At 67.3% G+C, this 12,392-nt stretch carries 16 protein-coding genes; 5 read left to right on the forward strand and 11 right to left on the reverse strand.

The window, feature by feature from the left end:
* The first annotated feature begins 73 nt into the window (after window positions 1-73).
* Both E5206_RS11420 and E5206_RS11425 read left to right on the forward strand, forming a co-directional pair.
* Window positions 74-541: an SRPBCC family protein gene (locus E5206_RS11420; RefSeq protein WP_136322577.1), complete on the forward strand. Its 468-nt coding sequence runs from the start codon at window positions 74-76 to the stop codon at window positions 539-541.
* A gap of 83 nt (window positions 542-624) precedes the next feature.
* Window positions 625-1,170 carry a hypothetical protein gene (locus E5206_RS11425; protein ID WP_136322578.1) on the forward strand — a complete coding sequence of 182 codons (546 nt, stop codon included), beginning with the start codon at window positions 625-627 and terminating at the stop codon, window positions 1,168-1,170.
* 10 nt (window positions 1,171-1,180) lie between these two features.
* Here E5206_RS11425 and E5206_RS11430 read toward each other — a convergent pair whose 3' ends face one another.
* Window positions 1,181-1,891: an endonuclease/exonuclease/phosphatase family protein gene (locus E5206_RS11430; RefSeq protein WP_136324096.1), complete on the reverse strand. Its 711-nt coding sequence runs from the start codon at window positions 1,889-1,891 to the stop codon at window positions 1,181-1,183.
* Between the two features lie 209 nt (window positions 1,892-2,100).
* Here E5206_RS11430 and E5206_RS11435 point away from each other — a divergent pair, with 209 nt between their 5' ends.
* Window positions 2,101-2,904, forward strand: a complete 804-nt coding sequence (locus E5206_RS11435; protein ID WP_205760062.1) for a thioesterase family protein — start codon at window positions 2,101-2,103, stop codon at window positions 2,902-2,904.
* A 78-nt stretch (window positions 2,905-2,982) separates the two neighbouring features.
* Here E5206_RS11435 and E5206_RS11440 read toward each other — a convergent pair whose 3' ends face one another.
* The gene (locus E5206_RS11440) at window positions 2,983-3,366 is read right to left on the reverse strand and encodes a DUF2177 family protein (protein WP_136322580.1); all 384 of its coding nucleotides are present in this window, start codon (window positions 3,364-3,366) and stop codon (window positions 2,983-2,985) included.
* 16 nt (window positions 3,367-3,382) lie between these two features.
* Between E5206_RS11440 and E5206_RS11445 the strand changes: the two genes are divergently transcribed.
* Entirely contained in the window at window positions 3,383-4,132 is a 750-nt protein-coding gene (locus E5206_RS11445; RefSeq protein ID WP_136322581.1) for a lipoate--protein ligase family protein, read from the forward strand.
* Here E5206_RS11445 and E5206_RS11450 read toward each other — a convergent pair.
* The 3 genes from E5206_RS11450 to E5206_RS11460 all read right to left on the reverse strand — a co-directional run bounded on the left by E5206_RS11450 (window position 4,129) and on the right by E5206_RS11460 (window position 6,209).
* Window positions 4,129-4,773 (reverse strand): MBL fold metallo-hydrolase, encoded by a 645-nt coding sequence (locus tag E5206_RS11450; RefSeq protein ID WP_205759906.1) that lies wholly within the window; start codon window positions 4,771-4,773, stop codon window positions 4,129-4,131. The two genes, E5206_RS11445 and E5206_RS11450, sit on opposite strands and share 4 nt — an antisense overlap.
* Window positions 4,770-5,855 (reverse strand): S-(hydroxymethyl)mycothiol dehydrogenase, encoded by a 1,086-nt coding sequence (locus E5206_RS11455; RefSeq protein ID WP_136322582.1) that lies wholly within the window; start codon window positions 5,853-5,855, stop codon window positions 4,770-4,772. Before E5206_RS11455 ends, E5206_RS11450 begins: the two co-directional genes overlap by 4 nt.
* A 96-nt stretch (window positions 5,856-5,951) precedes the next feature.
* Window positions 5,952-6,209, reverse strand: a complete 258-nt coding sequence (locus E5206_RS11460) for a mycoredoxin (RefSeq protein WP_136322583.1) — start codon at window positions 6,207-6,209, stop codon at window positions 5,952-5,954.
* Between the two features lie 155 nt (window positions 6,210-6,364).
* Between E5206_RS11460 and E5206_RS11465 the strand changes: the two genes are divergently transcribed.
* Window positions 6,365-7,093 (forward strand): SOS response-associated peptidase, encoded by a 729-nt coding sequence (locus tag E5206_RS11465; RefSeq protein WP_240690174.1) that lies wholly within the window; start codon window positions 6,365-6,367, stop codon window positions 7,091-7,093.
* 73 nt (window positions 7,094-7,166) lie between these two features.
* Here the strand turns inward: E5206_RS11465 and E5206_RS11470 are convergent, their stop codons facing one another.
* The 6 genes from E5206_RS11470 to E5206_RS11495 all read right to left on the reverse strand — a co-directional run bounded on the left by E5206_RS11470 (window position 7,167) and on the right by E5206_RS11495 (window position 12,291).
* Window positions 7,167-7,778, reverse strand: coding sequence for a DUF305 domain-containing protein (locus E5206_RS11470; RefSeq protein ID WP_136322585.1), 612 nt, complete (start codon window positions 7,776-7,778; stop codon window positions 7,167-7,169).
* A 139-nt stretch (window positions 7,779-7,917) separates the two neighbouring features.
* The gene (locus E5206_RS11475; RefSeq protein WP_136322586.1) at window positions 7,918-8,379 is read right to left on the reverse strand and encodes a hypothetical protein; all 462 of its coding nucleotides are present in this window, start codon (window positions 8,377-8,379) and stop codon (window positions 7,918-7,920) included.
* A 74-nt stretch (window positions 8,380-8,453) separates the two neighbouring features.
* A complete protein-coding gene (locus E5206_RS11480; protein ID WP_136322587.1) occupies window positions 8,454-10,583 on the reverse strand; it encodes a copper-translocating P-type ATPase in 2,130 nt (709 codons plus the stop codon).
* A gap of 170 nt (window positions 10,584-10,753) precedes the next feature.
* The gene (locus E5206_RS11485) at window positions 10,754-11,317 is read right to left on the reverse strand and encodes a sulfocyanin-like copper-binding protein (protein ID WP_136322588.1); all 564 of its coding nucleotides are present in this window, start codon (window positions 11,315-11,317) and stop codon (window positions 10,754-10,756) included.
* 5 nt (window positions 11,318-11,322) lie between these two features.
* Window positions 11,323-11,580, reverse strand: coding sequence for an SHOCT domain-containing protein (locus E5206_RS11490; protein WP_136322589.1), 258 nt, complete (start codon window positions 11,578-11,580; stop codon window positions 11,323-11,325).
* A 186-nt stretch (window positions 11,581-11,766) separates the two neighbouring features.
* Window positions 11,767-12,291, reverse strand: a complete 525-nt coding sequence (locus E5206_RS11495; protein WP_205759907.1) for a MarR family transcriptional regulator — start codon at window positions 12,289-12,291, stop codon at window positions 11,767-11,769.
* Between the last annotated feature and the right edge of the window lie 101 nt (window positions 12,292-12,392).

Raw genomic sequence — 12,392 nt, forward strand, 5'->3', positions numbered from 1 at the left:
GGCGTTCGTCATGCTCGATTCTATGCCGCCCGTGTCTCCAACGACCGCGCCAATTACGCCTTAGGATTGCCCCATGTCTACCTATGAAGTCACCCGGACCGCCGTCATCCCGGCCCCGGCCGAAGAGATCTTCCCGCTCGTCAACAGTTTCCATGAGTGGACCAAATGGTCGCCCTGGGAATCCGTGGATCCCGCGATGGACCGCAGCTACTCAGGCAACGATTCCGGCGTCGGCGCCCAGTACGCCTGGAGCGGCAACCGCAAGGCGGGCGCCGGGACCATGGAGATCGTCGACTCCATTGAGCCGCAGAGCATCAAGATCCGCCTCGCCTTCACCAAGCCCTTCAAGGCGGTCAACCCGACGGTCTTCACCTTCGCCCCTGCCGCCGGCGGGACACAGGTGACTTGGGCCATGACCGGCGAGAACAAGGGCATCGCCAAGCTCTTCGCCGTGGTCATGAATATGGACAAGATGATCGGCGCGGACTTCGAACGGGGCCTGGCTTCGCTTGCCGGCGCCGTGGCACAGCGACAGGCCTGAGCGCCGCGACGTTGCGCCCCAGACCGGAGCCCGGGGCTGACATCAACAAAACGCTCCCTGGAAACCGCCCCTGACGAAGAGGCATGCCCGATGATGGAGAAATGCAAAGGGTCATCGGGTGGCTGGCGGCAGCCATAGTCATCACGCTCATTCTTGGAAGCGCCTATGTGGCGTTGCAACAGCTCGGCCGGCAGTCAGCGAATGCGGCGCCCGCAGCGGCGGTCGCCGCCCAACTCCAGCTCATAGGTTCAGAGTCGGCACCGTTGCCGCGTCTGGAACTGACCCCGGAGAGCGGAGTCTTCGTCATCGTCTACGGGGAGGACGACAACCCGGTGTCGGGGACGGCCACCCTCCACGGCTCGCTTCCAGTTCTTCCCGCCGGCGTGCTCCAGACCGCCAGAACATCGGGCTCCGATGTCGTGACCTGGGAACCGGAACCGGAGCTTCGGATGGCGATCGTGGCACGTTCGGCGGCCGGAAGGGTCGTCGTCGCCGGACAGTCGCTGACTCCCTATGAGGATCGGGATCGGGCGACCCTGATTGTCCTGGCGCTCGGATGGGCCGGCTGCATCCTCGTCCTGGCCGCCGGTTACGGCTCAACAGAGTTTCTGCGCCGCCGTCGACCCTGATGGGAACTGCTCAGTCAGCGGCTGGTCCCGCTGGGCCGGCCGCCGTCGTATCCTCGCCGTACTCCGCGGACACGAGGATGGGCAGGTGATCGGAAGCGCCGCGCGGGAGGGTCTCCACGCTGTCGATGTCCATGCCCTGGGACGTCGCGAAGTCGAAGTGGCCCTTGAAGACCTTGTACCGCGTGTACGTGCGCCGGTCGCTGAGCGAGAGCTCGTAGCCGGCGTCCTTCATCTGCTCGGTGAGGTACTTGGTGAAGAACGGATAGTTGAAGTCCCCCACCATCAGTGTCCTCAGGCCACCGCCCATGCTGAGCAGCTCGGCGTGCGCAGCATGGATCTGGTTCCTCCGCAGAGAGTTCGACGCTGTCAGCGGCGCGGCGTGGAAGGACGCGATGACCAGGTCATGCCCGGTCTCGTTGTCGACCACGTGGGTGCCGATGAGCCGCTCGTGTGCGGGAGCCAGGACATGATCGTGGAGGGATTTCTTCAGGGCGAACGTCCTGGTGTCGTGCGCGGTGAAGCGGTCCTGGCGGTAGTAGATGGCCAGGCCCAGCCGGTTCCCCTTGGTGGCGTCGGCAAGGTGCAGATCACCGATGGTCGCCGGCAGGTCCTCCGTATCGCACTCCTGGAGGCATAACGCATCAACCCCGAAATCAGTGGCCAGATCGACCAGCTCACCACTGGCCTTGTGCTTGCGGAGGTTGTAGCTAATGACTCGGATCAGGAGGGCACCTCTTCGGCGGATAGTTGTGGAATCTGTCTCCGAGTCTACCCAGTCGGGGAAAGCAAAGGGGATCCATGACACAGCCGCCGAGCCGGTGGCCGGTGCGGAACGAGGGCCGGCCGCGCGTCGTTGAACCGGTGGCGGCGGCCCCCGCAGGCGGTAGGGTGGTTCGGGATTCATCGATGGAAGCTGCGAAAGGGTTGACGTTGGCTGCTGGACTGCCGGTTCTTGCCGAGGGCGATTTTTACTACGAGGTGCTTGGTGGCGGCCGGTTCCGCTCCACCATCCACGCCCAGGGCGCCTGGAACGAGCACGAGCAGCATATGGCACCGGCCTCCGGCATCATGGCCGACTGCCTGGCCCGGCACGAGCCCCGCGACGACATGCGGATGGCGCGCCTGAGCTACGAAATCCTGGGCTTGATTCCCGGCGGCGAGTTTGAAGTCACCACCACGACCCTGCGCCCCGGCCGGACCATAGAACTGCTGCAGGCGGAACTGGTGGCCGGCGGCCGCGTCGCCATCCGCGCCACGGCCTGGCGGATGATCACCTCCGACACCACCGCCATCGCGGCCTTCGAGGATCCGGGGATCGCCGGACCGGAGGACTGCGATCCATACGACGCCGCGCTCGTCTGGCCCGGCGGCTACATCGCCTCGCTGCAGATGCGGATCGCGGAGGGCCATCGCGCGGGCTCCGGTACGGTGTGGCTGCACACCAGCCATCCGCTCACCGACCAGGCGGACAGCAGCGGGCTGGCCAGGCTGATCGGGCTGGTGGACACGGCCAACGGCATCGCGGCGCGGGTGCCGCCGGGCAAGGGCAGCTACGCCTTTCCCAATCTGGACCTGCAGATCCACATGTACCGGCACCCTGAAGGGGAGTGGCTGGGACTGGACAACGAGGTGTCCTTCGGCACCGACGGGATCGGGCTGACCTCCACGGTGCTGCACGACCTCAAGGGCCCGTTCGGCCGCGCGGAGCAGATCCTGACGCTGCGCAAGTCCTGACATCCCAACTGGCCGGCAGCTGTTGTCGTTTTGAGCCCTCAGAACGACAACAACTGCCACCTGGTTGGGTGCGGGAGGCTAGTGGAAGACGAGCCAGCCGACGACGGTGGCCACGCCGGTCAGGAACGCACCCCAGACGATGTCCGCCAGCACGATCGCGAGCGGCCAGTCCTTCAACGTCGCGGCGTTCGTGAGGTCGTAGGTGGCGTAGGCGAAGGTTCCCAGCGCGGCACCGTAACCCAGCGCGGTCAGCCAACTGCCGCCGTCGAGCGCCGGCTGGAGGGCGAAGAAAACGATCCCGGCGATGTACAGCACATAGAAGACGACGGCGTACCCTAGATGGGGCTTGTCCGCCATGAGGTGCCCCAGATGGCTCCGGTAAAACCTGCTCATCGACTTGAGCCAGACGGAATCGATGACGGCAAACGCGGCGGCTACAACGAGGAACTGCAAGATGACCATAAGGGAGCATAGCAACATGCCGCAGGCCGCTGGCGGACCACGGACACTGACGGTTGTCCGGCAGGAGGAATCGCTCGGTGCCGCCGGGGACCTCGACTTCGCGCTCGAGCTGCTGAACAAGGTCAAGACGGGCGTGGTGGGCCCCACCCTGCGGCTCTACCGCCCGGCCCCCACCGTGGCGTTCGGGCAGCGGGACACCCATCTGCCAGGCTTCGACGCCGCGGCGCGGGCCTGCCGGGACCTGGGTTTTGAGCCGCTCGTGCGGAAGGCCGGCGGCCGTGCCGCGGCGTATCACGAGGGGACGCTCGTGATCGACCATGTCGAGCCGCAGCAGGACGCCATCGCGGGTGCCAAGGGCCGGTTCTCCTTCTTCGGCGAGCTGCTGGCGCAGGCGCTGCGCAGCACGGGAGTGGACGCCGCCGTCGGGGAAATCCCGGGTGAATACTGCCCGGGTGAATTCAGCGTCCACGGCCAGGACCAGGCCTTCCCGGACCGCAAAATCAAGCTGATCGGCACCGCCCAGCGCGTCGTTTCCGGCGGCTGGCTGTTCAGCTCCGTAATCGTGGTGGAGAACTCCGCCCCCATCCGGGCTGTGCTGGAGGCCAGCTACGCGGCCCTGGGCCTGGACTGGGACCCGGCCACGGCCGGCGCCGTCAACGACCTCGTCCCGCACCTGGACGTGGACGCGATCGAGGCGGCCGTGATCGGCACCTACGCCCGCTACGCCACCCTGGACTACGGCGACTTCGGCCGGCTGCCTGGCTAGTGCCCCCGGGCGATCCACTCCTGAAGCTGCGGGGCCTCGGCGCCGACCGTCGTCGGATCCCCGTGGCCGGTCCGCACCACTGTGTCAGCCGGGAGCGTCAGCAGCCGGCTCCGGATGGATTCGACGATGGTGGGGAAGTCGCTGAAGGACCGGCCGGTGGCGCCCGGTCCACCCTGGAACAGCGTGTCGCCGCTGAAGACCGTGCCTTCGCTTTCGAGGTAGAAGCACATGGACCCGGGGGAATGCCCCGGGGTGTGCAGGGCCACGAGCCGGGCCCCGGCGACGTCGAAAGTGTCCCCGTCCGCGATGGCGTGGTCCGGTTCGGTCCCCGGGAACACACGTTCCCAGAGCATCCAGTCCTCGCGGTTCAGGTACACCGGGGCGTCGACGCGCCCGCGGACCTGGCCGACGGCGCCGATGTGGTCATCGTGCCCGTGTGTGAGCAGGATTGCCGTCACGGTTCTGCCTGCGACGGCGGCCTCGACGGCGGCAGAGTCGTGCGCCGGGTCGATGATGACACATTCCTCGTCGTTGCCGACGATCCAGACGTTGTTGTCAACATCCCAGGTGCCGCCGTCGAGCGAGAACGTGCCCGAGGTGACCAGCCGGTCGATCCGGAGCGGGGTCCCGGCGCCGCTCACAGTTCGACCACGGAGCGGAGCACCGAGCCGGCGTGCATCTTGCCGAAGGCTTCCTCGATGTCGTTGATCGTGATGCGTTCGGTGACGAAGGCGTCGAGGTCCAGCTTGCCCTGGCGGTAGAGGCTGATCAGCATCGGGAAGTCGCGGGAGGGCAGGCAGTCGCCGTACCAGGAGGACTTGAGCGAGCCGCCGCGGCCGAAGACATCCAGCAGCGGCAGTTCCAGGGTCATGTCCGGGCTCGGTACGCCCACCAGCACCACCGTGCCGGCCAGGTCCCGGGCGTAGAACGCCTGCTTGTAGGTCTCGGGGCGCCCGACGGCGTCGATCACCACGTCGGCGCCGAAGCCGCCGGTGAGCTCGCGGATGGCCTCGACCGGGTCGACGGCGGAGGAATCCACCGTGTGGGTGGCGCCGAGTTCCTTGGCGCGGTCGAGTTTCTTGGCATCGATGTCGACGGCGATGACGGTGGTGGCGCCGGCGAGCGCGGCCCCCGCGATGGCCGCGGTGCCCACTCCGCCGCAGCCGATGACGGCGACCGAATCGCCGCGCTTGACGCCGCCGGTGTTGATGGCGGCACCCAGGCCCGCCATGACGCCGCAGCCCAGCAGGCCGATGGCGGCAGGGTCGGCTTCCGGGTCCACCTTGGTGCACTGGCCGGCGGCGACGAGGGTCTTCTCGGCGAAGGCGCCGATGCCGAGGGCCGCGGTGAGCTCGGTGCCGTCCTCAAGCGTCATCTTCTGGGTGGCGTTGTGGGTGTTGAAGCAGTACTGCGCCTGGCCGCGGCGGCAGGCACGGCATTCGCCGCAGACGGCACGCCAGTTCAGCACCACGCGGTCTCCGGGGGCTACCTCGGTGACGTCCGGACCCACGGCGCTGACCACGCCGGTGGCCTCGTGGCCGAGCAGGAAGGGGAAGTCGTCGTTGATCGCGCCGAGCTTGTAGTGCAGGTCAGTGTGGCAGACGCCGCTGGTGAGGATGTCCACCAATGCCTCGCCGGGCCCCGGATCCGGGACCAGGATGGTCTCCACCGTGACGGGTGCTCCCTTGGAGCGGGCAACTACGCCTTTGACTTTGTGGACCATGGAAAAGCTCCCTCATGCGCGTCGCAACACGCGGTAAGGCGCGGTCCTGTCGGGGCCGCGCCGTCGTGGTTGAAATTGTGCCGGAACGTGTCCGGGCTAGGCGGCGAGCCGGTTCTTGACCTCGGCTGCCGAGGGGTTCGTGGCCGCGGTGCCGTCCGGGAACAGCACGGTCGGGACGGTGCGGTTGCCTCCGTTGAGCTTCTCCACGAGGTCGGCGGTGCCTTCGACTTCTTCGATGTTGATCTCCGTGTAACCGATGCCCTGGGCGTCCAGCTGCTTCTTCAGCCGGTTGCAGTAGCCGCACCAGGTGGTCGAAAACATGGTGATGGTGCCGGATTCGGGGGTGAAGTCCACGAAGTTTCTCCTCGATGCTCATTGTCAGGGGTGTCGTTCCCTTCAACCGTAACCCGCACACCGCTATTCCCCATGGCGTGACGGGGTGCGTGCCGGGTCCGGATGACACGGCATGCCCGCGGTGGCATGCTGGTGCCATGTGTGGACGCTATGTGATGGCCCGGGCCGTCGGAGACCTGCTGGCGGAGTTCGACGCCGGGCTCGAGGAAGAGATTGTCATCCCGCCGTCCTGGAACGTCGCCCCGACGGTGGATGTGCCGATCCTGCTGGAACGGCTCGTGGACGGCAGCCCGGTCCGCCAACTGCACATCGCGCGCTGGGGGCTGGTGCCGTCCTGGGCCAAGGATCCGAGCATCGGGTCGAAGATGATCAACGCCCGCAGCGAAAGCGTCCTGGAGAAGCCCGCGTTCCGGAAGGCCACCCGCTCCCGGCGCTGCGCCGTGCCGGCTGACGGCTACTACGAATGGAAGGGCGAGGGGCGGGGAAAGCAGCCCTACTATGTGCATCCCAGGGACCAACACCCGATGGTGTTCGCCGGGCTGTACGAATGGTGGAAGGACCCGTCCAAGGCCGACGGCGATCCGGAACGCTGGCTGCTCTCGACCTCGATCCTGACAACGGACTCGCCGCCCGAAGGCTATGCCGGCGGAATGCTCGCGGAACTCACGGCCCTGCACGACCGGGTCCCGCTGCCGATGGACCGCGGCACGATGCAGGCCTGGCTGGACCCGCAGGCCGATGACGCCGCGGCCCTCGTGGCGCTGGTGCGGGCCGGGGCGCACGACGTCGCGGAGGGCTGGACGATCGACGCCGTCGGCACCGCCGTCGGGAATGTCAGGAACGACTCGCCCGAACTCATCCAGCCGGTCGGGAGCCTGTTCTAGCGGACCTCCCGCGAGGGCGGCCAAAATCCACGTAAGGCCCCGGCCCTGTGACGGACCGGAGCCGGGCTGCTGGCTAGAAGCCCGCCAGCAGACCCTTCATTTCCTGGATTTCGGCTGTCTGCGAGGTCACGATTGCCTTGCTGAGGCTGATGGCGTCGGGGTTTTTGCCTTGGCTGATTTCAGCCGTCGCCATCGTCACGGCGCCTTGGTGGTGGGCGATCATCCCGGTCAGGAAAAGCTTGGCCGCTTCAGTACCCTGGGCGGCATCGAGCTTGTTCAGATCGTCATCGCCCATCATCCCGTCGCCCATGCCATGGCCGGACGCCATCTGGGCCGGTTCGTTCCAGGACTTGAGCCAGCCCGTCATCTGCTCAATCTCGGGGGCCTGCGCGGCTTTGATCCTGGTGGCGAGAGCGGTGATCCGGGCATCCATGCCCTGCTTCTTGAGCATCATGTCGCTCATCTCTACGGCCTGGGCGTGGTGCGGGATCATCCCTTGGGTGAACATGGTTTCCGCAGCGTTGTGGTTCGAGGCCGCGGGGGCTGAGCTCGAGGACATCCCCATCCCGTTTTGGCCCATGCCCGGCATGGAGCTGGCAGGTGTACTTCCGGAGGTCCCCGCGCAGCCCGCCAGGGCTATGGCGGCGGCAATTCCAACGGCAGAAATGGTCAGAATTTTCTTCATGGAATTCAAGTCCTTTAAATCATCAAATCGTCGTTGTTGCACGACTGCGGATAACACGCCCATAACCGGCCTGAACGGCCGGGAGGTGCGTATCGGGTAAGCGGGGCGCGCCGGGCAGGACACGGCGCAGCGTGGCCGTTTACGTCCGGCTGATGGAAAGCTGGCCCGGCGAAGGACTTCGCGGAATGAACCCGTACCCGGTGGCGGGAACGGCGGTGATGGGCCCGCCGCTGGAAGTCAGCGGCGTGGCGCCCGGTGGCGGAGCAGCCAGCGTCGTGCTCCCGGGAGAAGGGACGCAGTCCGCGTGCATGGCGGACATCGCCGTGTACCCGCACGCCTCGCCGCAGGACGGCCCTGGCGGGTGCGTGAGACTCTGTGCGGCGGAGGCGGCCGCGGGGGTCACCGCGACGTGGCCGGGGTGGTCCGACGCCTGCATGGCGGGCAGCGCCCGGGTGTTATGACCGGTGGCCCGCGCCGTCATGGCGTGCGTGCCGGTCATGATGTGCATGCCCAAAATGCCGGCGACGATCGCCAGCAATCCCGCGAGAAGGGCCGCCCGCCGGAGGAACGCCGTGGCGCGCCCGGAACAGATGGCGGTCATGGTGTTCCTCCTTCTGTGCGGCCTGGTTGGCTTCAAGATTACCGGCCCGGTGCGGGCCCGGGTGGCTGCCGGGTTCAGCGGACCTGGGCGGGGTTCAGTTTCAGCCGGCGCAGCAGCTGCGCGTTCAGGGCGACGACGATCGTGGAGACGGACATCAGCACGGCGCCGGCAGCAGGCGAGAGCACGACGCCGGCGAAGGCGAGCACTCCGGCGGCCAGCGGGACGGAGATGATGTTGTAGCCGGTGGCCCAGATGAGGTTTTGCCACATTTTCCGGTAGCTGGCCCGGGAGAGGTCCAGCATCGACAGGACGGCCCGGGGATCGTTGCCGGCCAGGACAACGCCGGCGGATTCCATCGCGACGTCGGTGCCGGCGCCGATCGCTATCCCCACCTCGGCCCTCGCCAGGGCGGGGGAGTCGTTGACGCCGTCCCCGACCATGGCGACCTTCAGTCCGCGGGCCTGCAGCTCAGCGACCTTCTTGTCCTTATCGGCCGGGAGGACTTCGGCGAACACCTCATCGATGTTGAGCTCTTCCGCGACGGCGCGGGCGACCTGCCGGGCGTCACCGGTGATCATGGCGACTTTGATGCCGCGGTCCTGCAGTGCCTTGACGGCCTGCCGGGATTCGGTGCGGACGGCGTCCTCGAGGCTCACGGCTCCGAGGATCCTTCGCCCGTCAATGATGTGCAGCACGGCGGCGCCGCGGTCCATCCACGCCCGGGTGGCGGCGGCCAGTGCCGGCGGTTCTTCCGCTTCGAGGTCGCGGAGCAGGGCCGGGCCGCCGACCTGGACGGTCCTGCCGTCGACCGTGGCGCGGACACCGCGGCCGGTCATGGACGAAAATCCGGAAGCCGCCGGAATCGCCATGCCCTGCTCCCGCGCGGCTCGGACGATGGCCCGGGCCACCGGGTGCTCGCTGTCCGCTTCCACGGCTGCGGCCAGCGCCAGGAGATCGTTCCGGTCCAAGCCCTCGGCGGCCGCGACGTCCTTGAGCGCGGGTTCGCCCCTGGTCAGCGTCCCGGTCTTGTCGAAGAGCACGACGTCGACGGTGCGCATGCGCTCCAGGGCCATCCGGTTCTTGATCAGGACACCTGCCCTGGCCGCCTGCTCGGTGGAGATTGCGATCACCAGGGGGATGGCCAGGCCCAGGGCATGGGGGCAGGCGATCACGAGCACGGTGACGGTACGGGTGACGGCGTCGGGAACGCTGCCCAGCATTGACCAGACGATGAACGTGATGACGCCGGCGCCGGCGGCGAAGTAGAACAGGAACGCGGCGGCCCGGTCGGCCAGGGCCTGGGCCTTGGAGGAGGAGGCCTGCGCCTCGGCGACCAGCCGCTGGATCCCGGCCAGGGCGGTGTCATCCCCGACGGCGGTGACCTGCACGCGGACGGTGTTGTCTGTGGCAACCGTTCCGGCGATGACCTTATCGCCCGGTGAGCGGAGGACGGTCCTGGATTCGCCGGTGATCATCGATTCGTCAAACTCGGCCTGGCCGTCGACGACCATGCCGTCGGCCGGCATCCGGGCGCCGGAGCGGACCAGAACGGTGTCCCCTGCCACGAGTTCGCTGACTTTGACGGTTTCCGTGCCCTCAGCGGTGATCCGGTCCGCCTCGTCGGGCAGGAGTGCGGCGAGAGCGTCGAGCGCGCCCCGTGCGGAGCCGAGGGCGCGCATCTCGATCCAGTGCCCCAGCAGCATGATCGCCACCAGCAGGGCCAGCTCCCACCAGAAGTCCAGGTCAAAACCGCCGATCCCGAGGCTGGTGACCCAGGAGGCGATGAAAGCGACACTGATGGCCATGGCGATCAGCAGCATCATGGCAGGTTTCCGGCTCTTCAGCTCCTCCAGGCCACCCCTGAGGAAGGGCTGACCACCGTAGACGAAGATCACGGTGCCCAGCAGCGGCGGGATCCAGGCCGAGCCCGGGAAAACCGGGGGCATGTAGCCGAGCAGGTGCCCGAACATCGGGCTGAAGTAGACCACCGGCACCGACAGGGCCAGCGTGAGCCAGAACCTGTTCTTGAACATCGCAACGCTGTGGCCGGCATGCTGGCCGTGGCTGTGCACCATGTGCTCGTCGTCCATGCCATGGCCATGGACGGCGTGGGCGTCAGGGGCATGCGCGACGGCGGACCCGCTGCGGGGAGCGCTGGGCTCGTCCTGCCGGGCGGAAGGTCCGTTGTGGTGGTCCTGGTCCATCGGTGCGCTCCTTTGGAAGTTCCTCCGGCGGCGGGAGGTCTGCCTTCTAAATATACCCCTAGGGGGTATCTGTCACAAACGGGGTCCGGGTGTGACATCCACCTCAGGCGACGCTGCGACGCGTGGTCCCTGGCAGCGCCGGGTTCGTCACGGCTTGGGCTGGGCGGCGGTTAGTTGACCGTGAGCTGGGTGTACATGCCGGCGGCATAGTGGCCGGGGAGGTTGCAGACCAGTTCATAGTGCCCCGGGGCCAGCGTGACAGTCACCCAGCCTGACGCGCCGGGCAGGATTCCCTGGCCGGTGCCTTCGGCGCAGGTATTGGAGGCTTCCCCGAGACTGCCAGTCTCATCGATTTTGGCGTCCCCGCCGATCGGGCGGGTGCCGGGGATCTGGTTGTCAGGAAGGGGAAGGATGACAAGTTCATGGCTGATGGTTCCCCCGTTGGTTACCAGGAACGAGACCGTGCCGTGTGCCACCGTGCTCCGGTCGGCCGTCATCCGCATGGCGCCGCCCATTATGGGGTTGGGCCGGACCACCATGGGCCCGCCCATGTTGGTCAGTGAAACGCTGACGAGCTGGCCGGATAGATTGGGAGCCAGGCACCGGGTGCGGGACAGAAAACCGGTGCCCCCGGGATTCACAAGACTGCCCACGAGGCCGGCCGCCACGAGCGACAGGGCGGTCAGAAGAATCACGGCCGCTGCCCCGAGGATGAGCTGACCGCGTCCGGTCAACGGGTTCAATCCTGGCGCCTGAGCGCCGTGCGCCGGGCCATGAACTCCTGTTCGTCGATTTCCCCCCGGGCGAAGCGCTCATTGAGGATCCGCTCGGCGTCGTGGTGCGGCGGCCGCAGCGCGGCCGGTCCCTCGCCCGGATGGGTACGCCGGACCAGGAGCACAACGACGGTGACCACGCCGCCCCAGAAAATCAGCATCAACAGGGCCATGGCCACCCACGCGCCGATACCCCAGCCATGCCCGTACCAGCCATCCATCATGATCAGACCTCCTCGTGTGAAACTACGTCCGGGCCGCCTCCCGGAACAGGGCACAATGGCCCGGCGGGGTATACGTAGTCGCATCATTGGGCTGCACTGTGAGTCATTGAGGCCGCATCGCCGTGTTACCGGGATTCGATGAGGCCCATCATGACGCTGCCCTCATGGTCGAGGATGCCCGGGCTGTCACGGGGCCGTCTCTGTTTCCGTGCGGCCGTCCCGGATCTGGTCGTCGGTCTCCAGCAGGGCCGCGAGGGCGGCCAGGGCGGGAACAGCGTCTTCGATCGCCTTCTGATAGGCCTCCGGCAAGCGTTGAAGAGCCTGCCCGAGCCGGCGGTCATTGGCTGCCTGCCACGCGCTGAGCACGTCCGTTCCCTTGGCCGTCAGGCTAAGGCTTACGGACCGGCGATCGCCGGGACGGGTCAGGCGTTGCACGAGTCCGGAAGTCACCATTTGCTGGACCAGGTTGCTCACCGTGTTGGTGGCCAGGCGCTGGCGCGCAGCAAGTCCACTGACACCCAGGCCCGGTTCATCGGCCAGACGCTGCAGTACCTCGACCTGGGCCATGGGCAGTGATTCCCACGGAAACTCCTGCCGGACGCTCGAGCGCAGAACCCGGCGCAGGCGTGTGATGGCGCCGGTCAATGACCAGGCATCGGCTCCGGTCTGGGCCACCCCGGTTTCCTGGAGGGACACCTCGGCCATGTTCATGAAGCCAGCCTATCGCGATAGTTCCCTGTATAGAATAGTTCTGTGACCGAACCACTTTTTCCGCATGCAGCTCTTGCGGGCGTTGGACGACAGCCCTCCCG

This window comes from Arthrobacter sp. PAMC25564 (assembly GCF_004798705.1).
In the GTDB taxonomy this organism is placed as follows: Bacteria; Actinomycetota; Actinomycetes; order Actinomycetales; family Micrococcaceae; genus Arthrobacter.

Excerpts from the sequence above, each read along its gene's own strand:
- E5206_RS11465 (WP_240690174.1), top strand. The coding sequence starts at position 6,365 with ATGGCCCGGGCCGTCGGAGACCTGCTGGCGGAGTTCGACGCCGGGCTC.
- E5206_RS11440 (WP_136322580.1), bottom strand. The coding sequence starts at position 3,366 with ATGGTCATCTTGCAGTTCCTCGTTGTAGCCGCCGCGTTTGCCGTCATC.
- E5206_RS11475 (WP_136322586.1), bottom strand. The coding sequence starts at position 8,379 with ATGACCGCCATCTGTTCCGGGCGCGCCACGGCGTTCCTCCGGCGGGCG.
- E5206_RS11470 (WP_136322585.1), bottom strand. The coding sequence starts at position 7,778 with ATGAAGAAAATTCTGACCATTTCTGCCGTTGGAATTGCCGCCGCCATA.
- E5206_RS11445 (WP_136322581.1), top strand. The coding sequence starts at position 3,383 with ATGCCGCAGGCCGCTGGCGGACCACGGACACTGACGGTTGTCCGGCAG.
- E5206_RS11480 (WP_136322587.1), bottom strand. The coding sequence starts at position 10,583 with ATGGACCAGGACCACCACAACGGACCTTCCGCCCGGCAGGACGAGCCC.
- E5206_RS11455 (WP_136322582.1), bottom strand. The coding sequence starts at position 5,855 with ATGGTCCACAAAGTCAAAGGCGTAGTTGCCCGCTCCAAGGGAGCACCC.
- E5206_RS11425 (WP_136322578.1), top strand. The coding sequence starts at position 625 with ATGCCCGATGATGGAGAAATGCAAAGGGTCATCGGGTGGCTGGCGGCA.
- E5206_RS11490 (WP_136322589.1), bottom strand. The coding sequence starts at position 11,580 with ATGATGGATGGCTGGTACGGGCATGGCTGGGGTATCGGCGCGTGGGTG.
- E5206_RS11495 (WP_205759907.1), bottom strand. The coding sequence starts at position 12,291 with ATGAACATGGCCGAGGTGTCCCTCCAGGAAACCGGGGTGGCCCAGACC.
- E5206_RS11420 (WP_136322577.1), top strand. The coding sequence starts at position 74 with ATGTCTACCTATGAAGTCACCCGGACCGCCGTCATCCCGGCCCCGGCC.